The 21,163-nt window shown below is 71.7% G+C and carries 20 protein-coding genes; 11 read left to right on the top strand and 9 right to left on the bottom strand.

The window, feature by feature from the left end; translation table 11 throughout:
• Positions 1-178: 178 nt before the first annotated feature.
• Positions 179-1,963: an acetyl/propionyl/methylcrotonyl-CoA carboxylase subunit alpha gene (locus IEY30_RS17260; protein ID WP_030203181.1), complete on the bottom strand. Its 1,785-nt coding sequence runs from the start codon at positions 1,961-1,963 to the stop codon at positions 179-181.
• A 118-nt stretch (positions 1,964-2,081) separates the two neighbouring features.
• Between IEY30_RS17260 and IEY30_RS17255 the strand changes: the two genes are divergently transcribed.
• The 4 genes from IEY30_RS17255 to IEY30_RS17240 all read left to right on the top strand — a co-directional run bounded on the left by IEY30_RS17255 (position 2,082) and on the right by IEY30_RS17240 (position 5,144).
• A complete protein-coding gene (locus tag IEY30_RS17255) occupies positions 2,082-2,924 on the top strand; it encodes an aldo/keto reductase (protein WP_030203179.1) in 843 nt (280 codons plus the stop codon).
• Between the two features lie 84 nt (positions 2,925-3,008).
• Entirely contained in the window at positions 3,009-3,530 is a 522-nt protein-coding gene (locus IEY30_RS17250; RefSeq protein ID WP_030203177.1) for a DUF3806 domain-containing protein, read from the top strand.
• Positions 3,531-3,552: 22 nt separating this feature from the next.
• The gene (locus IEY30_RS17245; protein WP_030203172.1) at positions 3,553-4,428 is read left to right on the top strand and encodes a tryptophan 2,3-dioxygenase; all 876 of its coding nucleotides are present in this window, start codon (positions 3,553-3,555) and stop codon (positions 4,426-4,428) included.
• Positions 4,429-4,508: 80 nt separating this feature from the next.
• Positions 4,509-5,144 carry a cysteine hydrolase family protein gene (locus IEY30_RS17240; protein ID WP_030203168.1) on the top strand — a complete coding sequence of 212 codons (636 nt, stop codon included), beginning with the start codon at positions 4,509-4,511 and terminating at the stop codon, positions 5,142-5,144.
• A 36-nt stretch (positions 5,145-5,180) separates the two neighbouring features.
• Here the strand turns inward: IEY30_RS17240 and IEY30_RS17235 are convergent, their stop codons facing one another.
• Genes IEY30_RS17235 through IEY30_RS17225 form a run of 3 tightly spaced genes read right to left on the bottom strand, consistent with a single transcriptional unit; the run spans position 5,181 to position 6,941 of the window.
• Positions 5,181-5,636 (bottom strand): SufE family protein, encoded by a 456-nt coding sequence (locus tag IEY30_RS17235; protein WP_030203163.1) that lies wholly within the window; start codon positions 5,634-5,636, stop codon positions 5,181-5,183.
• Between the two features lie 5 nt (positions 5,637-5,641).
• Positions 5,642-6,520: a sulfurtransferase gene (locus tag IEY30_RS17230; protein WP_030203158.1), complete on the bottom strand. Its 879-nt coding sequence runs from the start codon at positions 6,518-6,520 to the stop codon at positions 5,642-5,644.
• Between the two features lie 31 nt (positions 6,521-6,551).
• Positions 6,552-6,941: a MerR family transcriptional regulator gene (locus tag IEY30_RS17225; protein ID WP_030203155.1), complete on the bottom strand. Its 390-nt coding sequence runs from the start codon at positions 6,939-6,941 to the stop codon at positions 6,552-6,554.
• 85 nt (positions 6,942-7,026) lie between these two features.
• Between IEY30_RS17225 and IEY30_RS17220 the strand changes: the two genes are divergently transcribed.
• Genes IEY30_RS17220 through IEY30_RS17210 form a run of 3 tightly spaced genes read left to right on the top strand, consistent with a single transcriptional unit; the run spans position 7,027 to position 11,031 of the window.
• Positions 7,027-8,205 (top strand): acyl-CoA dehydrogenase family protein, encoded by a 1,179-nt coding sequence (locus IEY30_RS17220; protein ID WP_030203152.1) that lies wholly within the window; start codon positions 7,027-7,029, stop codon positions 8,203-8,205.
• On the top strand, positions 8,202-9,770 hold the full coding sequence (locus IEY30_RS17215) for an acyl-CoA carboxylase subunit beta (RefSeq protein ID WP_030203149.1): 1,569 nt from the start codon (positions 8,202-8,204) through the stop codon (positions 9,768-9,770). The genes IEY30_RS17220 and IEY30_RS17215 overlap by 4 nt, the downstream gene beginning before the upstream one ends.
• Positions 9,724-11,031: a hypothetical protein gene (locus IEY30_RS17210; RefSeq protein WP_229675062.1), complete on the top strand. Its 1,308-nt coding sequence runs from the start codon at positions 9,724-9,726 to the stop codon at positions 11,029-11,031. The genes IEY30_RS17215 and IEY30_RS17210 overlap by 47 nt, the downstream gene beginning before the upstream one ends.
• A 21-nt stretch (positions 11,032-11,052) precedes the next feature.
• On the opposite strand, the gene IEY30_RS17205 is transcribed toward IEY30_RS17210, so the two are convergent.
• The 5 genes from IEY30_RS17205 to IEY30_RS17185 all read right to left on the bottom strand — a co-directional run bounded on the left by IEY30_RS17205 (position 11,053) and on the right by IEY30_RS17185 (position 17,309).
• Positions 11,053-11,730 carry a Maf family protein gene (locus IEY30_RS17205; RefSeq protein WP_030203147.1) on the bottom strand — a complete coding sequence of 226 codons (678 nt, stop codon included), beginning with the start codon at positions 11,728-11,730 and terminating at the stop codon, positions 11,053-11,055.
• 84 nt (positions 11,731-11,814) lie between these two features.
• The gene (locus IEY30_RS17200; protein ID WP_030203146.1) at positions 11,815-13,509 is read right to left on the bottom strand and encodes a DUF885 domain-containing protein; all 1,695 of its coding nucleotides are present in this window, start codon (positions 13,507-13,509) and stop codon (positions 11,815-11,817) included.
• A 73-nt stretch (positions 13,510-13,582) separates the two neighbouring features.
• Positions 13,583-15,343, bottom strand: coding sequence for a protein kinase domain-containing protein (locus tag IEY30_RS17195; RefSeq protein WP_052359011.1), 1,761 nt, complete (start codon positions 15,341-15,343; stop codon positions 13,583-13,585).
• Between the two features lie 71 nt (positions 15,344-15,414).
• On the bottom strand, positions 15,415-15,648 hold the full coding sequence (locus IEY30_RS17190) for an acyl-CoA carboxylase subunit epsilon (RefSeq protein ID WP_030203144.1): 234 nt from the start codon (positions 15,646-15,648) through the stop codon (positions 15,415-15,417).
• Complete coding sequence (locus IEY30_RS17185) at positions 15,645-17,309, bottom strand: acyl-CoA carboxylase subunit beta (protein WP_030203143.1); 1,665 nt, start codon at positions 17,307-17,309, stop codon at positions 15,645-15,647. The genes IEY30_RS17190 and IEY30_RS17185 overlap by 4 nt, the downstream gene beginning before the upstream one ends.
• Positions 17,310-17,333: 24 nt before the next feature.
• Here IEY30_RS17185 and IEY30_RS17180 point away from each other — a divergent pair, with 24 nt between their 5' ends.
• The 4 genes from IEY30_RS17180 to IEY30_RS17165 all read left to right on the top strand — a co-directional run bounded on the left by IEY30_RS17180 (position 17,334) and on the right by IEY30_RS17165 (position 21,155).
• A complete protein-coding gene (locus IEY30_RS17180) occupies positions 17,334-18,251 on the top strand; it encodes a biotin--[acetyl-CoA-carboxylase] ligase (protein ID WP_030203140.1) in 918 nt (305 codons plus the stop codon).
• Between the two features lie 7 nt (positions 18,252-18,258).
• Positions 18,259-19,500: an adenylate/guanylate cyclase domain-containing protein gene (locus tag IEY30_RS17175; protein WP_229675061.1), complete on the top strand. Its 1,242-nt coding sequence runs from the start codon at positions 18,259-18,261 to the stop codon at positions 19,498-19,500.
• Positions 19,501-19,520: 20 nt separating this feature from the next.
• Positions 19,521-20,369, top strand: coding sequence for an enoyl-CoA hydratase/isomerase family protein (locus tag IEY30_RS17170; protein WP_030203135.1), 849 nt, complete (start codon positions 19,521-19,523; stop codon positions 20,367-20,369).
• Between the two features lie 108 nt (positions 20,370-20,477).
• A complete protein-coding gene (locus IEY30_RS17165) occupies positions 20,478-21,155 on the top strand; it encodes a response regulator transcription factor (protein ID WP_030203133.1) in 678 nt (225 codons plus the stop codon).
• Positions 21,156-21,163: the final 8 nt, after the last annotated feature.

The raw sequence follows: 21,163 nt of genomic DNA, 5'->3' as shown, positions 1-21,163 counted from the left end.
CAGGGCTGACCGGCAGGGCTGACCGGCAGGGCTGACCGGCAGGGCTGACCGGCAGGGCTGACCGGCAGGGCTGACCGACAGGGCTGACCGGTATCGACCTGCGCCTGGCAACGACGAAGGGCCGACCTGCCGTGAGGCGGGTCGGCCCTTCGTCTGACGCTCCGTGAGCGCTCTGGGCTCAGCCCTCGGCGGCGTCCTTGATCTCCGCGAGCACGGCGCCCGAGGTGACGGTCTCGCCGACCTGCGCCGTGAGGCCCGAGACGACGCCGCCCTTGTGCGCGGTGATGGGCTGCTCCATCTTCATCGCCTCGAGGACGATGACGAGGTCGCCGGCGGCGACGGTGGCGCCCTCCTCGACGGCGATCTTGACGATGGTGCCCTGCATCGGGGCGGTCAGCGAGTCGCCCGACGCGGCGCCACCGGACTTGCCACCGCCGGAGCGCTTCGGCGCCTTCTTCTTCGCCGCCGACGCACTGGCGCCGCCACCGAGGGAGAGGCCACCGGGCAGCGAGACCTCGAGGCGCTTGCCGCCGACCTCGACGACGACGGTCTGGCGCTCCTCGGCCTCGGCCGCGTCGGCCGACCCACCGGCATACGCCTCGACGGTGTTGTCCCACTCGGTCTCGATCCAGCGGGTGTGGATCGTGAAGGGGGAGCCGTCGGCGGGGGCGAACGCCGGGTCGGAGACGACCGCGCGGTGGAAGGGCACGACGGTGGGCATGCCCTCGATCGTCAGCTCGGCCAGGGCGCGGCGGGCACGGTCGATGGCCTGCTCGCGGGTGCGGCCGGTGATGACGAGCTTGGCGATCATCGAGTCGAACGCGCCCGCGACGGTGTCACCCTCGACGATGCCGGCGTCCCAGCGCACGCCCGGGCCCTGCGGCACGACCATGCGGCTCACGGTGCCCGGGGCCGGGAGGAAGCCGCGGCCGGCGTCCTCGCCGTTGATGCGGAACTCGATGGAGTGGGCGTGCGGCTCCGGGTCGCCGTAGTCGAGCGACTCGCCGTTGGCGATGCGGAACTGCTCGCGCACGAGGTCGATGCCGGTGACCTCCTCGGTCACGGGGTGCTCGACCTGGAGGCGCGTGTTGACCTCGAGGAAGCTGATGTCCCCGGCGGGGCCGACGAGGAACTCGCACGTGCCGGCGCCGACGTAGCCGGCCTCCTTGAGGATGGCCTTGCTCGCGCGGAGGAGCTCGGTGTGCTGCTCCTCGGTGAGGAACGGCGCGGGCGCCTCCTCGACGAGCTTCTGGTTGCGGCGCTGGAGCGAGCAGTCGCGGGTCGAGACGACGACGACGTTGCCGTGCTGGTCGGCGAGGCACTGGGTCTCGACGTGGCGCGGGTGGTCGAGGAACCGCTCGACGAAGCACTCGCCGCGGCCGAAGGCCGTCACGGCCTCACGGACGGCCGAGTCGTAGAGGTCGTGGATCTCCGACATCTCGCGGGCGACCTTGAGGCCACGGCCACCGCCGCCGTAGGCCGCCTTGATGGCCACCGGGAGGCCGTGCTCCTTGGCGAACTCGACGACCTCGTCGGCGCCCGAGACTGGGTCCTTCGTGCCGGGCACGAGGGGGGCGCCGGCCTTGGTCGCGATGTGACGCGCCTTGACCTTGTCGCCGAGGGAGTCGATCGCCTCGGGGCCCGGGCCGATCCAGATGAGCCCGGCGTCGATGACGGCCTGGGCGAAGGAGGCATTCTCGGCGAGGAAGCCGTAGCCCGGGTGGACGGCGTCGGCGCCGGCCTGGCGCGCGATGTCGAGCAGCTTCTCCTGGACGAGGTAGCTCTCGCCCGGAGTGGACCCGCCGAGGGCGTAGGCCTCGTCGGCGACCTTGACGTGCAGGGCATCCCGGTCCGGCTCGGCGTAGACCGCGACCGAGGCGATCCCACTGTCCGTGCACGCCCGCGCGATGCGGACGGCGATCTCACCACGATTTGCGATCAGGACCTTGCTGATGGATGCCATGGCTCGGACTCTATCGGGCGGACGCCGGGTGGATTCGGCCTCCTCGCCCGTATTCCCGGTCGTCTCAGAGTGAGGTCCGGCACATCACCGTCGTCGGCGTCGACCTAGCGTGAAGTGCATGACGACACACCAGTCAGCTCCCACTCTCACCCTCGGCCACGCCTCCACCCCCGGCCTGGCCATCCCGCAGATCGGGTTCGGCGTCTGGGAGGTCCCGGACGCGAGCGTCGACGAGGCCTTCGGCCGCGCCCTCGACGTCGGCTACCGCCACATCGACACCGCCCGCATCTACGGCAACGAGGAGGGCGTCGGTCGTGTCCTCGGACGCGACGACGTCGATCGCGACGACGTCTTCGTCACCACCAAGGTCTGGAACGACGACCACGCGAACGTCCCCGCGGCCTTCGACGCCTCGATGCAGCGCCTCGGCATCGACGTGCTCGACCTCTACCTCATCCACTGGCCGGCGCCCGCTCAGGACGGCTACGTCGAGGCTTGGACGTCGATGCTGGAGCTCCAGCGCGAGGGTCGCGTCCGCTCCGTCGGCGTCTGCAACTTCCAGGTCCCGCACCTGCAGCGGCTCCTCGACGAGACGGGCGTCCTGCCGTCGGTCAACCAGGTCGAGCTGAGCCCGTACCTCCAGCAGAGCGAGCTGCGCGCCTTCCACGCCGAGCACGGCATCGTCACCGAGGCATGGAGCCCGCTGGCCGTCCGCGCCGGACTGCTCGAGGACCCGGTCGTGACGAGGCTCGCGGCCCAGCACGACGTGACGCCCGCCCAGCTCGTCCTGCGCTGGCACGTCGAGCTCGGCAACGTCGTGCTCACGCGGTCGGTCACCCCGGCGCGGATCGCCGAGAACTTCGAGATCTTCGGCTTCACCCTCGGCGAGGACGACCTGGAGGCCCTGGCCGGTCTCGACCGCGGCACCCGCACCGGCCCCGACCCGGACACGTTCGGCTGACCGTTCGGGCCTGACCCGCAGGCGTGACTGCGAGCGTCACTGCGGGCCTGACCGGGCCGCGTCCGAGCCACTAGATTGGCTGGCATGGGACTGTTCTCGCGCAAGGGCAAGGACGACGAGGCCATGCCGACGGACGCGGCCGCGGTCGCCGAGCTCGACCCGGCCGGCGCCGACGACGCGACGGCGCCGGACTTCACGGGTCGCCCGGTCGCCAACCCGCTCGGGGACGAGGAGCGCGCCCGCATCGCCGCAGCGCTCGAGCACGCGGCGGCCGAGGGCGTGGACGTCGACGACCTCGCCTCGATCGGCGAGCACTACGACGCCGCCTACCGTCGTTGGTCCTCCGAGGGTGGCTCGGGCGAGGGACCGGGCGCCGTCGTGGAGACGTATGCCGTGGCCATCGGCGAGTACCTCGCGCGTCACAGCGCGCGGGACTGGGCCGTCGTCACCGACGTGTTCGGCACCGACCTCGGGCTCGTCGCGGCCCGCGCCGACACCGTGGTCGTGCCCCACAACCTCGTGGGGGCCCGTTGGATGCGGGGCGAGACCGGTTGGGTGCCGGGCGTCGTCTCGCACCTGGTGAGCATCCGCCCGCGCCCGAGCTGACGCGGCCCCTAGGATCGCCGCCATGGACAACGAGGCCCAGGGCGAGATCGACCGGCGCAGCAAGCGCGATCTGGAGGAGGGGATCCAGCGCGACTTCACGCGCAAGATGTCCTACGGCGACTACCTGCGCCTCGACACCCTGCTCAGTGCCCAGCAGCCGCTCAGCGAGCCCCCGCAGCACGACGAGCTGCTCTTCATCATCCAGCACCAGACGTCAGAGCTGTGGCTCAAGCTGCTGATCCACGAGCTGCGTTCTGCCAGAAGCCTGCTCAAGGACGACGAGCTGGCTCCGGCGCTCAAGCGACTGGCCCGCGTCAAGCACATCCAGCACACCCTCACCGACCAGTGGTCGGTGCTCGCGACGCTGACGCCGAGCGAGTACGCGCAGATCCGCCCGTTCCTGGCGGCGAGCTCGGGCTTCCAGTCGGCGCAGTACCGCGAGGTCGAGTTCCTGCTCGGCAACAAGAACGCCGACATGGTGGCGGTCTTCGCGCACGACGAGGGCGCCCGCACGGCACTCGACGCGCTCCTGCACGAGCCGAGCCTCTACGACGAGTTCCTCGCCTACCTCGCGCGACGGGGGTATGCCGTCCCGCCCGCCCTGCTGGACCGTGACTGGACGCAGCCCTACCGCCTCCACGACGGCCTCGTCGACGTCTTCGCGGGCGTCTACGCCCAGCCGGCCGAGCACTGGGGCGTCTACGAGACGTGCGAGGAGCTCGTCGACCTCGAGGACAACTTCCAGCAGTGGCGCTTCCGGCACCTGCAGGTCGTGCAGCGCACCATCGGGCAGAAGACCGGTACCGGCGGGTCGACCGGCGTCGACTTCCTGCGCCGGGCGCTCGACCTGACGTTCTTCCCCGAGCTCTACGAGGTCCGCACCCGCATCGGGAGCTGACGGCCGCAAGGGTCTGGTGGAGCGGCGCGGTGGCCGCAAGGATGGTCGCTGTCGCCACCCACGAACCGGAGGTCAGCAGAATGGACCCGCGCAACACCGCTGTCGTGCTCATCGAGTACCAGAACGACTTCGCGAGCGAGGGCGGCGCGTTGCACGCCGCCGTCGCGGGCTCGATGGCCGAGACCGACATGCTCGAGAACACGAAGAAGGTCGTCGACGCCGCCCGCGAGGCCGGTGCCACGATCATCCACGCACCGATCTCCTTCGCCGGCGGCTACAAGGAGATCAGCGGCAGCCCCTACGGCATCCTCAAGGGGGTCGTCGACTCCAACGCCTTCGTCAAGGGCGAGTGGGGGTCGCAGATCATCGACGAGCTGGCGCCGAGCGGTGACGACATCGTCGTCGAGGGCAAGCGCGGCCTCGACACCTTCGCGAGCACCAACCTCGACTTCATCCTGCGCAGCAAGGGCATCACGACGATCGCCCTCGGCGGCTTCCTCACCAACTGCTGCGTCGAGTCGACGATGCGCTCGGCCTACGAGCGGGGCTACGAGGTCGTCACGCTGAGCGACTGTGTCGCGGCGACGAGCTCCGAGGAGCACGCGAACGCGATCAGGTACGACTACCCGATGTTCTCCAAGCCGATGTCGGGCGAGGAGTTCGCCGGGCAGCTCGCCGGGGCCGCGCAGGCGTCCGACGCGTCGCGGGGCTACTGACCCTGTCAGCCGGCGTCAGCAGGCGTCGGCTGGCGCTCAGGCTGCGGTCCGGGCGCGCACCTGGCGCTTGATCCGGCCGAGCATGGCGACCATCCCGCGCAGGCGCAGCGGTGAGACCGCCTCGGCGAGGCCGAAGCGCATCGGGGCGTCGTCGGGCACGGCAAGCACCTCGGCCGCCGTGAGACCGTCGAGCCCCTCGTGGAGGATGCCGGCGAAGCCGCGCGTCGTCGGGGCCTCGGCGGGCGCATCGAAGAAGAGGTGGACGACGCGCTCGTCGAGCGAGCCCGCCTCGTCGACCTCGACGGTGAGGAAGAGCGGTGACTGGCACTCGTCGACGCGTTCCATCTGGTCCAGCTTGCCGGCATACCGCTCGGGCAGGCCGGGCAGCTCGTCGCTGAACTCGAGCAGCAGCTGCAGCTTGAGGTCGTTGCTCGCCGAGCGGAAGTCCTCGGCGATCTCGGCCAGGGACGCGGGCAGGGGAGTCTCGGCCACGGGGCTCACCGCTCGATGGGGACGCGGACGGCGTTGCCCCACTCGGTCCACGAGCCGTCGTAGTTGCGCACCGCCTCGAAGCCGAGCAGGTGCGTCAGCACGAACCACGTGTGCGACGAGCGCTCGCCGATGCGGCAGTAGGCGACGACGTCGTCGGACGGGGTCAGGCCCTGCTCCTCGAGGTAGATGGCCTCGAGCTCCTCTCGCGACCTGAACGAGCCGTCCTCGTTGGCCGCCCTGGCCCACGGCACCGACTTCGCCCCGGGGATGTGTCCGCCGCGCATGGCCCCCTCCTGGGGGTAGTCGGGCATGTGGAGCAGCTCGCCGGAGTACTCGCCGGGGGAGCGGACGTCGACGAGCGGCTTGCCGAGGTGGGCGAGCACGTCGTCCTTGAAGGCGCGGATCGGGGCGTCGTCACGCTCGGCGACGGGGTAGTCGGCAGGGGTGGGGGAGGGGAGCTCGCGAGTCAGCTCGCGGCCCTCCGCGATCCACTTGGCGCGGCCGCCGTCGAGCAGGCGCACGTCCTCGTGGCCGAAGAGGCTGAAGACCCACAGGGCGTAGGCCGCCCACCAGTTGCTCTTGTCGCCGTAGATGACGACGGTGGTGTCGCGGCTGATGCCGCGCGAGCCCATGACCTCGGCGAAGCGGGCACCGTCGACGTAGTCGCGGGAGACCGGGTCGTTGAGGTCGACGTGCCAGTCGATCTTGAGGGCGCCGGGGATGTGGCCGGTCGCGTAGAGGAGCACGTCCTCGTCCGACTCGAGCAGGACGATGCCGTCGGGTCCGCCGACACGTCCGGCTGCGATCTGCTCGGCAAGCCACTCGGTCGTCACGAGACGCTCGGGGTGGGCGTAGGCGGAGATCTTCGTGTCTTCAGCGCTCATGGGCCCATCGTGTCACGCGGGGCCGGAGCCCTCACACGTGGTCGAGGCGCCCGAGGTCGTCGCGGCAGCGCTGCTCGAACTCCCCGAGCTCGGCGATGGCGTCCTGCACGTCGCGGAGCCGCTGCTCGAGGTCGGTGCGGCGCTCGTCGATCTGGCCGAGGACGTACTCGAGCTGCGTGCGCCGTCCGCGGGGCGCGTCGAACAGGTCGATGATCGTGCGGATCTCCTCGAGCGGGAAGCCGAGGCGCTTGCCGCGCAGGATGAGCCCGAGGCGGGTGCGGTCGCGGCGGTGGTAGACCCGCTGCGTGCCGCGGCGCTCGGGCGTGATCAGGCCGAGGTCCTCGTAGTGGCGCACCGTGCGGTGGGTGACGTCGAACTCCTGCGCCACTTCGGCGATCGTCCACGTCGGCGCACTTGTCATGGTGTCGATAGTGCTTTACGTTTACGTCAACGTCAAGCACGCGTCACGAGCGCGTGATGACCGCGACAGCTTCAGGAGAACAGCGATGTTCGAGCTCAGCCAGGACCACGAGGACTTCCGGATGGTCGTCCGCGACTTCGCCGAGAAGGAGGTCGCGCCCAACATCGCCAAGTGGGACGCCGCGGCCTACTTCCCGACCGACCTCGTGCCCAAGATGGGTGACCTCGGGCTGTTCGGCCTCGTCGTGCCCGAGGAGTACGGCGGCGCGGGTGACGCCGGCGACTTCACGAGCCTCTGTGTCGCCATCGAGGAGCTCGGCCGCGTCGACCAGTCCATCGGCATCACGCTCTCCGCCGGTGTCGGGCTCGGCATCAACCCGATCCTCACCTACGGCACCGAGGAGCAGAAGCAGCGCTTCCTGCCCGACCTCGTCTCCGGTCGCGCCCTCGCCGGCTTCGGCCTCACCGAGCCCGAGGCGGGCTCCGACGCCGGCGCCACCCGCACCAAGGCCGTCCGCGACGGCGACGAGTGGGTCGTCAACGGGGCCAAGGCGTTCATCACCAACTCCGGTACCGACATCACCTCGGTCGTCACCGTCACCGCGCGCACCGGCACCAACGAGGACGGTTCGGCACAGCTCTCGGCGATCATGGTCCCGGCCGGCACCCCCGGCTTCGTCGTCGAGCCGGCGTACCACAAGCTCGGCTGGCACGTCTCCGACACCCATGGCCTGACGTTCGAGGACTGCCGTGTCCCGGCAGACCACCTCCTCGGCGCCGAGGGCGAGGGGTTCAAGCAGTTCCTCAAGACCCTCGACGACGGGCGCATCGCGATCTCGGCGCTCGCCGTGGGCTGCGCCCAGGCCTGCCTCGAGCTGGCCACCGACTACGCGAGGACACGCACCGCGTTCGGTCGGCCGATCGGCGTCAACCAGGGCGTCTCCTTCCAGCTCGCCGACCTCGCCGTCATGGTCGAGGGCGCGCGCCTGCTGACCTACAAGGCCGCCTGGCTCAAGGACGAGCTCCACGCCGGCAAGCGCTCCGTCAAGGAGGTCAAGCACGCCGCCGCCATCGCCAAGCTCTACTCGACGGAGGCCGCGGTCACGGCCACGCGCATCGCGACGCAGGTCTTCGGCGGCAACGGCTTCATGGAGGAGTACCCCGTCGCCCGCTTCTACCGCGACGCCAAGATCCTCGAGATCGGGGAGGGCACCTCGGAGGTCCAGCGCATGCTCATCGCCCGCGGTCTCGGGCTGCCGGCATGAGTGCCGCCGCCGAGCCCACCGTGCCCGGTGACCCGCGCGTCGCCGACGTGAGGGCGCGCCTCGCGGCGGCCCACACGGCTTCCGCGAGCGCCCCTGACAAGGCCCAGGCCAAGCTCGACGCCCAGGGCAAGATCTACGTCCGCGACCGCATCGCGCTGCTCTTCGACGAGGGCAGCTTTGTCGAGGACGGGCGCTACGCCAACGCCCTCCAGCCGGGCCTGCCCGCCGATGGCGTCGTCACGGGGCGGGGCACCGTCGACGGCCGCGCTGCGATCGTCATCGCCAACGACCCGACCGTCAAGGCCGGCTCGTGGGGGGCCCGCACGGTCGAGAAGATCGTCCGCGCCACCGAGATGGCGCTGCGCGAGGAGCTGCCGGTCTTCTGGTTCGTGGACTCCGCCGGTGCCCGCATCACCGACCAGGTCGAGATGTTTCCGGGCCGCCGCGGCGCCGGACGCATCTTCCACAACCAGGTGGCCCTCTCGGGCAAGGTCCCGCAGATCTGCTGCCTCTTCGGCCCGAGCGCGGCCGGCGGCGCCTACATCCCGAGCTTCTGCGACCTCATCATCATGGTCGAGGGCAACGCCTCGATGTACCTCGGCAGCCCGCGCATGGCCGAGATGGTCGTCGGCGAGAAGGTCTCTCTCGAGGAGATGGGCGGCGCCCGCATGCACTGCACGGTCTCGGGAGTCGGTGACCTGCTCGCGCACGACGACGCCGAGGCGATCGAGCTCGCGAAGCTCTACTTCTCCTACGTGCCCGGCAGCTGGCGCGAGCACCCGCCGACGTATGCCGTCGAGGCGCCCGCGACCCCGCTGACCCGGGCGACCGTGCCCGAGCGTGAGTCGGTGCCGTTCGACATCCACGAGGTCATCGACGGGCTCGTCGACGACGACTCGTTCTTCGAGCTCAAGCCGCTCTGGGCGGGGGAGCTCGTCATCGGCTTCGGCCGCCTCGAGGGGCAGACCGTCGGCATCGTCGCCAACAACTCGATGGTCAAGGGCGGCGTGCTCTTCACCGACAGCGCCGACAAGGCCGCCCGCTTCATCTGGCTCTGCGACGCCTTCAACATCCCGCTCGTCTACCTCGCGGACGTCCCGGGCTTCATGATCGGCTCGGAGGTCGAGCGCGGCGGCATCATCCGCCACGGCGCCAAGATGGTCAGCGCCGTCTCGTCCGCGACGGTGCCGCAGTTCTGCGTCATCGTCCGCAAGGCCTACGGCGCCGGGCTCTACGCCATGGGCGGCCCCGGCTTCGGGCCGGACGCGACCATCGCGCTGCCGACGGCCCGGATCGCCGTGATGGGCCCCGAGGCCGCGGTCAACGCGGTCTACGCGAACAAGATCGCCGAGATCGCCGACCCGGACGAACGCGCACGATTCGTCGCCGATCGCCGCCGCGAGTACGAGGAGGACGTCGACATCGAGCGTCTGGCCGCCGACCTCGTGCTCGACTCGATCATCGAGGCCGATGAACTGCGCTCGGACCTCGTGCGCCGACTGGCCTATGCTTCCCGGCGTGACCGTCACTTCAGCGAGCGCCGACGCGCCGTCCCGCCGGTCTGAGCCGCGCCTCGGTCACCGGCTCGAGCACCCCGACCGCGACGCGGAGCTGAGAGCGCCGTTCTGGCGCCGCTTCCCGGTCTGGTTCCCGTTCGCCGTCTTCGCCCTCTCGCGGCTCTTCGTCTGGGTCGCGGCGAACTACCTCTCGCGCTACCAGATACCGCTGCCCATCGGGACGGCGAACATCCGCATCTTCTACCCCTCGCCCGCCGACCCCGGCTACAACGCGATCATGACCGGCTGGGACGGCCAGTGGTATCGCGTCATCGCCGAGCAGGGCTATCCCGCCGTGCTGCCCCGGGTCGGCTGGGGCGGCATCGACATGAACCCGTGGGCCTTCTTCCCGGTCTTCCCGATGACGGCCGGGATGGTCATGAAGGTGACGGGCCTGCCCTTCGGCGTCGTGGCCCCGATGCTCTCGACGCTCATCGGCTTCGTCGCGATGCACATGCTCTTCAAGCTCGTCGACCAGGCGGTGGGCCGCTGGGAGGCCATCGTCGCCGTCGTGGCGACCTGCTTCTTCATCGCCTCGCCGGCCTTCTCGGCCTCCTACACCGAGTCCACGGCGCTGCTCGGCGTCGTCACCGTGCTGTGGCTGCTGCGGCGCCGGCAGTACTGGTGGGTCGCGGTCGCGCTGCTCGTGCTCTCGCTGAGCCGCAACGTCGTGATCGCCATGGTGCCGGTGATCCTCGCCCACGGGGTCGTGCGCTGGCGCACGGGTGACGAGGGAGAGCACCCGGTGCGGCTGCGAGTCGGGTTGGGGGCGCTCGCGGCATACGCCGGCGCCCTGACCTGGCTCTGGCCGACCATCGTCACCATCGCGACGGACACCCCCAACGCGTACAACGACACGATGCTCGCCTGGAACATCGAGACCAAGATCAAGCTCTACCTGTGGTGGAACCTGCTCTACGACTACTGGGGCGTCATGGGCCAGGTGGCCGGGGTGCTGGGCATCGCGGCGTTCGCGTGGTTCATGCTCTCGAAGAACTCGTGGCGCTGGGGCCCGGAGATCTGGGGCTGGGCCGGCGCCTACCCGGCGTACATCATCCTCGTGACGAGCACGACCCCGAGCCGGGTGCGCTACGCCCTGCTGGCCTTCCCCATGACGCTGATCATCGCGTGGTTCCTCAAGCTGCGCTGGTGGAGCCGCTACCGCTACTGGCTGCTCGGCCTCGTCGTCGTCGTCGGGGCGGCCCAGATGTGGTGGTGGACCGAGCACTACCTCGTCATCGAGAACCTCACCGACGACCTCTACCCCTGAGGCCGGTCGTCGCCGGGGACCTCAGCCGCAGTCGGGCCCCCGGCGCAGGCTGCCGACGACGTCGAACCACTCGATCCCGGCGTCCGCGAGCAGCTCGCGCAGCAACGGCAGGGACAGCCCGACGACGTTGTGGTGGTCGCCCTCGACGGCCTGGATGAACGCGCCGCCGAGGCCGTCGATGGTGAAGGCCCCGGCCACCGTGAGCGGCTCACCCGTGGCGACGTAGGCCTCGATCTCTCCGTCTGAGATCTCGGCGAAGTGCACCGTCGTGGAGGCCGTCGCACCGAGCGTGGCGCCGCCGCCCTGCCGCTCGTCGATGAGCCAGTGGCCGGTGTGCAACACCCCCGAGCGGCCCCGCATGCGTTGCCAGCGCAGCACGGCCTCCTCGGCGTCGGCCGGCTTGCCGTGGACCTCGCCGTCGAGCTCGAGCACCGAGTCGCAGCCGAGCACGACGACCTCGTCGTCGACGCGGCCGGCGACGTCCTCGGCCTTGGCCCGCGCCAGCAGCAGGGCGATGTCGGCCGGCTCCAGCAGTCCGTAGCGCTCGGTCGCCTCGGCGACCGTCAGGTCCTCGTCGACCTCGCTCACGTGGACGACCGGCTCGACGCCCGCCGAGCGCAGGGTCGAGCGGCGCGCGGGCGACGCCGAGGCGAGGACGATCTGGACGGCGGGCACGTCGGGGAGGGGACTCGGCGGCATGACGACATGGTAGGCGCCGGCCCCGGCCGGGTGTGCCGACGGCGCCGCTCCCGGGGGAACGGCGCCGTCGCCGGTGCGCAGCTCTCAGATCTCCTGCAGGACCGCGCCGCGGAGGGTGTCGAGCCCGACGCCGCCGATGTCGAGGGCGCGGCGGTGGAAGGCCTTGAGGTCGAAGGCGTCACCCTCGCGCTGCCTGACCTCGTCGCGCAGCTGCAGCCACAGGCGCTCGCCGATCTTGTAGCTCGGCGCCTGCCCCGGCCAGCCGAGGTAGCGGTTGAGCTCGAAGCGCAGGATCTTCTCGTCCATGAAGCCGTAGCGGGTGAGGTAGGTCCAGGCCTTGTCGTAGTCCCATGCTCCGCCACCGACCTCGTCGGGCGCGTCAAAGCCGCAGTGCACACCGATGTCGATGACGACGCGTGCAGCCCGAAGTGACTGTCCCGCAAGCCAACCCATGCGGTTGCCCGGGTCGTCCATGTAGCCGAGCTCGGCCATGAGCCGCTCGGCGTAGAGGGCCCAGCCCTCGCCGTGGCCGGAGGTCCACGCCTCGAGGCGGCGCCACCGGTTGAGCAGCTCGGAGCGGTAGACCGTCTGGGCCACCTGGAGGTGGTGGCCCGGGACGCCCTCGTGGTAGACGGTCGTCAGCTCGTTCCACGTGCGGAACTCGGTGTTGCCCTTGGGCACCGACCACCACATGCGACCCGGGCGGCTGAAGTCGTCGGACGGCCCGGTGTAGTAGATGCCGCCGGTCTGCGTCGGCGCGATCATGCACTCGATGGTCTGGACGGGACCCGGGATGTCGAAGTGGACGTCCTTGAGGTTCGCGATGACCTCGTCGGCGCGCTCCTGCATCCAGGCCTTGAGCGCGTCGGTGCCGTGGAGCTGGTACTTCTCGTCTGCGTCGAGGATCTCGACGCCGCGCTCGACGCTGGCGCCGGACTCGAGCCCGTCGGCGATCTCGCTCATCTGGGCGTGGAGGCTCGCGACCTCCTGCTGGCCCCACCGGTAGGTCTCCTCGAGGTCGACCGTCGCCCCGAGGAAGTAGCGCGACTCGAGGGCGTAGCGCTCGCGGCCGCACGCGTCGGCCTCGGGGGCGTGCGGCAGCAGCTCGCGCTCGAGCCAGTCCGCCATGGAGCCGTATGCCGCGGCGGCGGCCTGCGCGGACTCGGCGAGCGCTGCCTGCAGCTGGGGCTCGAGCGGCTCGTCGCCGATGCTGGCGTCGGCCACGAGCTTGGCGAAGTAGCCGTCGTCGGTGGTGAGGTCGCGGGACTGCTCCGCGCAGGCCTCGACCTGCCGGCGCGGCGAGACCTGCCCGCGCTCGCGGGCGAGGAGCAGCGACTGCTGGTAGCCCTCGAGGGCGGCGGGGATCTTGCCCATGCGGGTCGCGAAGACGCGCCAGTCGTCCGCGGTGTGCTGCGGCATGAGGTCGAAGACGTCCCGGACGCTCTGGAGCGGCGAGGCGAGGACGTTGAGCGACATCTCGTCGAGCCCCGCGGCATACCGGTCCACGGCGAGCTGGAGGCGCTCGGTCATGGCGGCGACGGTGACCCGGTCGACGTCGTCGGCCAGGGCCGCGGCGCCGAGCCGGGCCAGGGTCGCCCGTCGCAGCTCGGAAGCGGCGGCGTTGCCGGTGGGCGAGAGGTCGTCGAGGTCCTCCTCGCCACCGGGGACGCCGAGATAGGTCGCGTTGATGGGGCTGAGGGCGACTGCGGCATCGAAGTAGGTCTCCGCGATGCGGTCGACATCGGTGCGCGGTCGCGCGGTCTGGGTGTTGTCGGTCACCCGGCGAAGGTAATCCAGGCCCGGGATGCGTGCCAGTGCATTGTGGCGCGCGTGCGGCCCGCGGCGGCGGCGCTCAGTCGCTCTGGTCGGAGGAGGCGCCCTTGCCGCCGCCGGCCACGACGAGCACCACGACCCCGTCGGTCGTCCGGCTGCCGGTCGCGGGCCACGTGGCCAGCACCTGGCCCTCCTTCGCGCCGCCGTCGGACGGGATGGTGACGCGGGTGACCCGGACGTCCTCGCCCGTCAGCGTCCGGGCCGCGTCCTTCGCATCGGTGCCGGCGAGGCCGTCGGGCACGACGAACGAGGAGTTGACGCTGTCGGGCGCGTGGCCGCGGCTGACGACGAGGGCCACGGTCTGCCCCTTGGCCATCGGCTGACCCTCGGCGGGGAACGAGCCCATGACCGCACCCTCGGGCTCCTGCGAGCGGACGAGGACCCAGCGGACGTTGACGCCGAGGCCGATGAGCTGCTTGACCGCGGCCTCGCGCTGCTGGCCGACGAGGCCCGCGGGGACGGCGCTGCCGTCCGCGGGCGGAGCGGTCGTGGGCGGGGTCGAAGGCGACGACGAGGCGCTCGAGGAGGGACGGGGCCCGGCGGCGGGCGGGGTGGCCGGGTCCGAGCCCGACAGCAGGACGTACGCGAGGACGGCGACGAGGGCCACGACGGCGGCGGCGAGCACCCAGACGACGGCTCCCGGTCCGGAGGGCCGGCGCCGCTCGGCGAGGGTCGAGCGGCGGGTCGGGGCGTCACCGGCCGGCCACGGCGCCGAGGGCTTCGAGGGCTTCGAGGGCGCTGCGGACGCTGAGGGCGCGACCGGCATCCTCGCTGTGCTGAGGGCCGGGCTGAGGGACGGGTCGGGTGCGGGGCTGGGCAACGCGCGGGTGGCGTCCTTGCCGACGGCCGTCGCCGCCTCGGCGGTGGTGCCCGCGCCGTACATCGCCGCGCCGGCGCCGAGGACCGCGGTCGCCTCGCCCAGCGGCATGGCCCGGGTGGCGGCGTCGGCGGACACCTCGTGACCCTGCAGCGCGGCCGCCATCGCGTCGGCGTCCGGGTAGCGGTCGGCGGGCGACTTGGCCGTGGCCCGCTCGACGACCTCGTCGAGGTTCGCCGGCAGGTCGGCGACCCGCGAGCTCGGCAGCGGGACCGGCTCGTCGAGGTGCCGGAGCGCGACCGCGACAGGGGTGTCGCCCTCGAACGGGACGGCGCCGGTCAGCATCTGGAAGAGCAGGATGCCGAGCGAGAAGAGGTCCGACGACGGGGTCGTCGCCTCGCCGCGGGCCTGCTCGGGCGCGACGTAGGCGGCCGTCCCCATGACGGTGCCGGTGTCGGTGAGCGACGCCTGCCCGAGGGCGCGGGCGATGCCGAAGTCGGTGACCTTGACGAAGCCGTCGGGCCGGACGATGACGTTGCCGGGCTTGATGTCACGGTGCACGACTCCGGCGCGGTGCGCGGTCGCGAGGGCGGCGCAGACCTGCTCGGCGACGCGTACGGCGTCGGCGGGGGTGAGCCGGCCGTGCTCCCGGATCACGTGGGCGAGGTCCTGGCCCTCGGCATACTCCATGACGATGAAGTGGGAGGCGCCGTCGACGCCGTAGTCGTAGACCTGAGCGATGTTCGGGTGCGAGAGACGCGCGGCGGTCAGGGCCTCGCGACGGAACCGCTCGACGAAGTCCGGGGACTCGGCGAACGCGGGCGAGAGGACCTTGACGGCCACCTGTCGGCCGAGCCGCTCGTCGGTCGCGAGGTGGACCTCACCCATGCCACCGACGGCGATGCGCTCGCCCAGCGAGTAGCGCTGCGCGATGCGGACGGTGGGTGTGGAGTCGACGGACATGGGCAACGAGACTAGGGGAAGCGGCTGTCAGCGGGCCAACCGAAGCGGTCCGCGACCGCGGTCCCGGCGGGTCAGCGCGGCAGGCCCGTGCTCCTCCAGCCGCCATGGCGCGCGGATGGGCCGACCAGCCGGTAGGAGGGATCGGACCAGGCCGACCGCGCGGGCTCCGGGGCGGCCCCGCCGTCGCCGAGCGCGGAGAGCACGACGACCAGCGCGGCGAGCTCCTCGGCAGAGGGGCTGCCGCTCACCCGGATGGCCGCGGCGGTGGCGATCGCTTCGGTGGGCCCGGTCGTGTCGGCGCTCACAGCGGGATGTTCCCGTGCTTCTTGGGCGGCAGCGTCTCGCGCTTGTTCTGCAGCGCGCGCAGGGCGCGGGTGACGTTCATCCGCGTGTTGGACGGGCTGATGACGGTGTCGATGTAGCCGCGCTCGGCCGCGACGTAGGGGTTGGCGAGGGTCTCCTCGTAGTGGGTGACGAGCTCCTGGCGCTGGGCCTCGACGTCGCCGCCCGTCTCCGCGGTGTGCTTGAGCTCCTTGCGGTAGAGGATGTTGACGGCGCCCTGGGCGCCCATGACGGCGATCTGGCCGGTGGGCCACGCGAGGTTGATGTCGGCACCGAGGTGCTTGGAGCCCATGACGTCGTAGGCGCCGCCGTAGGCCTTGCGGGTGATGACGGTGATCTTCGGCACGGTGGCCTCGGCGTAGGCGTAGATGAGCTTGGCGCCGCGACGGATGATGCCGTCCCACTCCTGGCTCGTGCCGGGCAGGAAGCCGGGCACGTCGACGAAGGTCAGGACCGGCACGTTGAAGCAGTCGCACGTGCGCACGAACCGCGCCGCCTTCTCCGAGGCGTCGATGTCGAGGCACCCGGCGAACTGCATCGGCTGGTTGGCGACGACGCCGACGGCCATGCCGTCGATGCGGGCGAAGCCGGTGATGATGTTGGGCGCGAAGAGCGGCTGCACCTCGAGGAACTCGCCGTCGTCGACGACATGCTCGATGACGTGCTTCATGTCGTAGGGGACGTTGGGCGAGTCGGGGATGCACGTGTCGAGCCAGAGGTCGTCGTCGGTGACCGACAGGTCGGCCTCGCCCTCGCCGTAGGCCGGCGGGGTCTCCATGTTGTTGCTCGGCAGGTAGGACAGCAGCGCCTTGACGTAGTCGATGGCGTCCTGCTCGTCGGTGCCCATGTAGTGGGCGACGCCCGACTTGGTGTTGTGGGTCTGGGCGCCGCCGAGCTCCTCGAAGCCGACGTCCTCACCGGTGACGGTCTTGATGACGTCGGGGCCGGTGATGAACATGTGCGAGGTCTGGTCGACCATGACGGTGAAGTCGGTGATGGCGGGGGAGTAGACCGCGCCGCCCGCGCACGGGCCCATGACGAGCGAGATCTGCGGGATGACGCCGGACGCGCGGACGTTGCGGAAGAAGATCTCGCCGTAGAGCCCAAGGGAGACGACGCCCTCCTGGATGCGGGCGCCGCCGGAGTCGTTGAGGCCGATGACGGGGCAGCCGATCTTCATGGCGAAGTCCATGACCTTGACGATCTTCTCGCCGAAGACCTCGCCGAGCGACCCGCCGAAGACCGTGAAGTCCTGGGCGAAGACGGCGACCTGGCGGCCGTCGACCATGCCGTAGCCGGTGACGACGCCGTCGCCGTAGGGACGGTTCTTCTCCTGGCCGAAGTTGTTGCTGCGGTGCCGGGCGTACTTGTCGAGCTCGATGAAGGTGCCCTCGTCGAGGAGCATCTCGATGCGCTCACGAGCGGTCTTCTTGCCGCGGGCGTGCTGCTTCTCGACGGCGCGCTCCGACCCGGCGTTGGCCACCTCGGCGACGCGTCGCCTGAGGTCGGCGAGCTTGCCTGCGGTGGTGCCGAGGTCGGGCTCGGGGGGCGCCGGAGCCGCAGGCGTCGTGCTCTGGTCCGACGTGCTGGTCGGCTGCTCTGCGACGGCGTGATCGGTTGCCATGGTCGGCACTCTAGCCTTGTGGACGTGCGCGATTCGCTCGACATCGAGACTGTGAGTGCGGCCTTGGTCACGTCCGGACGGCCGTGGCGCGGGGTCGAGTTCCACCCCGCCCTCGGGTCGACCAACACCCGACTGCGGGAGCTGCTCACCGGGTCGTCCCCGACGAGCGGGGCGTATGCCGTGTCGCCCGCAGACGACGACCGTGGCCTCTGGTGGGTCGTCCTCACCGACCACCAGACCGGCGGGCGCGGGCGGCTGGGACGCGCCTGGACCGTCCCCGACCGGGCGTCTCTCGCCGTCAGCGTCGCGGTGCCCGTCGCGGACGCCGCCCAGGCCGGCTGGATGCCGCTGCTGGCCGGGCTCGCGCTCTCACGTGCCGTGCGCGACGTGACCGGGGCAGCGGGGCACCCCCTGACGGCGCGCCTCAAGTGGCCCAACGACGTGCTGCTCGCCGACGACGCCGACCGCAAGCTGAGCGGCATCCTCTGCGAGCTCGTCACCTCGGGGGGCCGCCAGGCGGTCGTCGTCGGGACCGGCGTCAACGTCGACCAGACCAGGGACGAGGTGCCCGTCGACACGGCCACCTCGCTCGCCCTCGCGGGCAGTCGGGTGCGCCGCGAGGACCTGCTGCTCGCCTACCTCGACCACTTGACGGACGTGCTCGCAGGGGCGGGCGCTGGGGGGCGGTCGGGTACAGGCGTGCACGAAGGCCGTGGGTCGGGGACCGCCGCGCGTGAGGCGGCGCGGACGGCCTACCGCGAGGCGTGCTCCACCCTCGGTCTGCAGGTGCGTGTGCACCTGCCCGCCGGGGGTGCGGCCGAGGGCACGGCCGAGTCGGTCGACGACGACGGGGGGCTCGTGGTGCGCACCGCGGATGGCCTGAGGACCTTCGCTGCCGGCGACGTCGTCCACGTCCGACCGGCGGCCGGCGGACTGGCATGATCGCCCCATGACGGAGTCGGGGACGGGCGCCGGCCCGCTCGAGCCGGCCGAGCCGCTCGAGCCGGCCGAGCCGCTCGAGCCGGCCGAACGTGCGGAGCCGCTCGAGCCGCTCGAGCCGCTCGAGCCGGTCGGGCGGCCGAACGAGGACTTCACCGAGCAGCTGCTCGGGCGCCCGCTCGGCCTGCGCCGCCGTGACGTGAGCCGCGGGGCCGAGGTGTCCCTGCTGTCGGCGCGCAAGTTCTGGCACGCGCTGGGCTTCCCGGTGGTCGACACCGACGACGAGCTGTTCACCGAGGCCGACCAGAAGGCGCTCGCCTCGGTCGCGGGCATCGTGCGGGACGGGCTGCTCGACGAGTCGACGGCGCTCGCCATGACGCGCGCCTTCGCTCGCTCCGCCGACCGCCTGGCGGGCTGGCAGTCGCAGCTCATCGCCGAGGCCGTCGAGACCCACATGACGGCGGCGCTGGCCGAGGAGGGCGACGACGAGCACGAGTCGCGCTCGGTGCCGAGCCTCGAGACGGCCACCGAGACGGCCAAGCGGCTCGCGGTCCTCACCGACCGCCTCGAGCCGCTCCTCGTCTACGCGTGGCGCCGGCACCTGTCGGCCACGGTGGCCCGCATGCTCGCCGACGCCGACCCCGAGGCGTACGGCATGACGAAGATGCGGTCGGTCGGCTTCGCGGACCTCGTCAACTTCACGGCGCTCGTGCGCCGGATGTCCGAGCGCGACCTCGCGCGGCTCGTCTCCCGGTTCGAGGCGCTCTCGGCCGACGTCATCACCGCGCACGGCGGCCGCCTCATCAAGACCGTCGGCGACGAGGTGCTCTTCACGACGATGGGCGCCGCCCCGGCCGCGGCCATCGCGCTCGACCTCGTCGAGACGATGACGAACGACGACGTGCTGCCCGACGTCCGGTGCGGCATGGCCCGCGGCCCGATCATCTCCCGGCTCGGCGACGTCTTCGGCACGACCGTCAACCGGGCCTCTCGGCTGACCGCGGTCGCCCAGGCCGGCAGCGTGCTCGTCGACGCGACGATGGCACGCGAGCTGGCCAGCCTCTCCGGCTTCGAGCTGACGGGACAGCGCCGCCGCATCCTGCGCGGCGTCGGACCCGTCACGCCCTCGCTGCTGCGCCGCGCCACGTCGGCCGGCCGCCGCTCCGTCTCGGGGGCGCCCACCCCGGCCGGCGCCGAGCCCGCCGCACGTATCGAACCCCCCGACCGAACCGGCCCACGCACCGACGCGTGAGCCCCGAAGGAGACCGACGTATGCCGTCAACGCCGACTGCGCCCACTGCGCCCACCGGGGCCGACGCCACCGGCCTCGCCCCCCTCGTCCGCGTCGAGCGCTTCGAGGACCCGGGCCTCGCGCACGTGGCCGAGATCGTCCTCGACCGCCCGCAGGCCATGAACGCCGTGTCGACGGAGATGGCGCGCGCCATCGCCGCGGCGACGGCGCAGGTGGCCGCCGACGAGACCGTGCGCTGCGTCGTGCTGACGTCGAGCCACGCCAAGGCCTTCTGCGTCGGTGCCGACCTCAAGGAGCGCAACGCCTTCTCCGACGCCGACCTCATGGCGCAGCGTCCCGTCGCGCGGGCGGCCTACGGCGGCGTGCTCGACCTGCCCGTGCCGGCCATCGCGGCGGTCGACGGCTTCGCCCTCGGGGGCGGCTTCGAGCTGGCCCTGTCGTGCGACGTCGTCGTCGCGGGGGAGGGCGCGGTGGTCGGGCTGCCCGAGGTGAGCGTCGGCGTCATCCCGGGCGGCGGTGGGACGCAGCTGCTCGTGCGCCGGGTCGGCTGGTCACGCGCGGCCCGCGCGATCTTCAGCGCCGCGCGTCTCTCGGCCGCGGAGGCCCTCGAGCTCGGAGCCGTCGACGAGGTGGTGCCCGCCGGCTCGGCCCGTGACGCGGCCCTGGAGCTGGCCCGGACCATCGCGGCCAACTCGCCCGTTGGGCTGCGCAACGCCAAGCGCGCGATGCGTCTGGGCGCCGACGTCGGCCTCGACGCGGGCCTCGAGATCGAGGACGGCTGCTGGCGCGCCACGGCCTTCTCCGGCGACCGGCGCGAGGGCGTCGCCGCCTTCGCCGAGAAGCGTCGGCCCGTCTGGCCCGGTCGCTGAGGAACGGCATCCCGGACCGTCGGGGCGTCAGGGTGCAATTCGGGCCGATGTCGATAGGCTCACCACGGTCGGTGCGCCCCCGGACCGGCAGATCTTGAGGACGGTGACATGACCCGAGTGCTCCTGGCGGAGGACGACCCAGCCATCTCCGAACCGCTGGCCCGTGCGCTGCGGCGGGAGGGCTACGACGTCGACGTGCGTGAGGACGGCCTGGCCGCCCTCGACGGTGCCAAGGAGAATCCCGACCTCGTGCTCCTCGACCTGGGGCTGCCGAAGATCGACGGGCTCGAGGTGTGCCGCCGCATCCGCGCCGAGGGCCGCGCCATCCCGGTGCTCATCCTCACGGCCCGCGCCGACGAGGTCGACACCGTCGTGGGGCTCGACGCCGGCGCCGACGACTACGTCACCAAGCCGTTTCGTCTCGCCGAGCTGCTCGCCCGCGTCCGGGCCCTGCTGCGCCGCACCCCCACCGAGGTGGTCGCGTCCGGCGAGCTCGTCCGCATCGACTCCGACGGACGGCGTGCCTGGTTCAAGGGCGAGGAGCTGCAGCTGACCGCCAAGGAGTTCGACCTGCTGCGCGTCCTCGTGCGCGAGCAGGGCAAGGTCGTCTCTCGTGAGCAGCTGATGCGCGAGATCTGGGACACCGCGTGGTTCGGGTCGACCAAGACCCTCGACATGCACATCTCGGTGCTGCGCCGGAAGCTCGGGGACGACGCGACCTCACCGCAGTACATCGCCACCGTCCGTGGTGTCGGCTTCCGCTTCGAGCGACCTCAGGCCGACTGACCGTGCGC

The organism is Terrabacter tumescens, from assembly GCF_014646815.1.
Lineage (GTDB): Bacteria > Actinomycetota > Actinomycetes > Actinomycetales > Dermatophilaceae > Terrabacter > Terrabacter tumescens.
The sequence above is the reverse complement of the archived record's forward strand: the minus strand, read 5'-3'. Positions and strand labels throughout refer to the sequence as shown.

Excerpts from the sequence above, each read along its gene's own strand:
- IEY30_RS17230 (WP_030203158.1), bottom strand. The coding sequence starts at position 6,520 with ATGAGCGCTGAAGACACGAAGATCTCCGCCTACGCCCACCCCGAGCGT.
- IEY30_RS17185 (WP_030203143.1), bottom strand. The coding sequence starts at position 17,309 with ATGGCAACCGATCACGCCGTCGCAGAGCAGCCGACCAGCACGTCGGAC.
- IEY30_RS17205 (WP_030203147.1), bottom strand. The coding sequence starts at position 11,730 with ATGCCGCCGAGTCCCCTCCCCGACGTGCCCGCCGTCCAGATCGTCCTC.
- IEY30_RS17195 (WP_052359011.1), bottom strand. The coding sequence starts at position 15,343 with ATGTCCGTCGACTCCACACCCACCGTCCGCATCGCGCAGCGCTACTCG.
- IEY30_RS17240 (WP_030203168.1), top strand. The coding sequence starts at position 4,509 with ATGGACCCGCGCAACACCGCTGTCGTGCTCATCGAGTACCAGAACGAC.
- IEY30_RS17245 (WP_030203172.1), top strand. The coding sequence starts at position 3,553 with ATGGACAACGAGGCCCAGGGCGAGATCGACCGGCGCAGCAAGCGCGAT.
- IEY30_RS17170 (WP_030203135.1), top strand. The coding sequence starts at position 19,521 with ATGCCGTCAACGCCGACTGCGCCCACTGCGCCCACCGGGGCCGACGCC.
- IEY30_RS17250 (WP_030203177.1), top strand. The coding sequence starts at position 3,009 with ATGGGACTGTTCTCGCGCAAGGGCAAGGACGACGAGGCCATGCCGACG.
- IEY30_RS17215 (WP_030203149.1), top strand. The coding sequence starts at position 8,202 with ATGAGTGCCGCCGCCGAGCCCACCGTGCCCGGTGACCCGCGCGTCGCC.
- IEY30_RS17260 (WP_030203181.1), bottom strand. The coding sequence starts at position 1,963 with ATGGCATCCATCAGCAAGGTCCTGATCGCAAATCGTGGTGAGATCGCC.
- IEY30_RS17175 (WP_229675061.1), top strand. The coding sequence starts at position 18,259 with ATGACGGAGTCGGGGACGGGCGCCGGCCCGCTCGAGCCGGCCGAGCCG.
- IEY30_RS17225 (WP_030203155.1), bottom strand. The coding sequence starts at position 6,941 with ATGACAAGTGCGCCGACGTGGACGATCGCCGAAGTGGCGCAGGAGTTC.
- IEY30_RS17255 (WP_030203179.1), top strand. The coding sequence starts at position 2,082 with ATGACGACACACCAGTCAGCTCCCACTCTCACCCTCGGCCACGCCTCC.
- IEY30_RS17165 (WP_030203133.1), top strand. The coding sequence starts at position 20,478 with ATGACCCGAGTGCTCCTGGCGGAGGACGACCCAGCCATCTCCGAACCG.
- IEY30_RS17220 (WP_030203152.1), top strand. The coding sequence starts at position 7,027 with ATGTTCGAGCTCAGCCAGGACCACGAGGACTTCCGGATGGTCGTCCGC.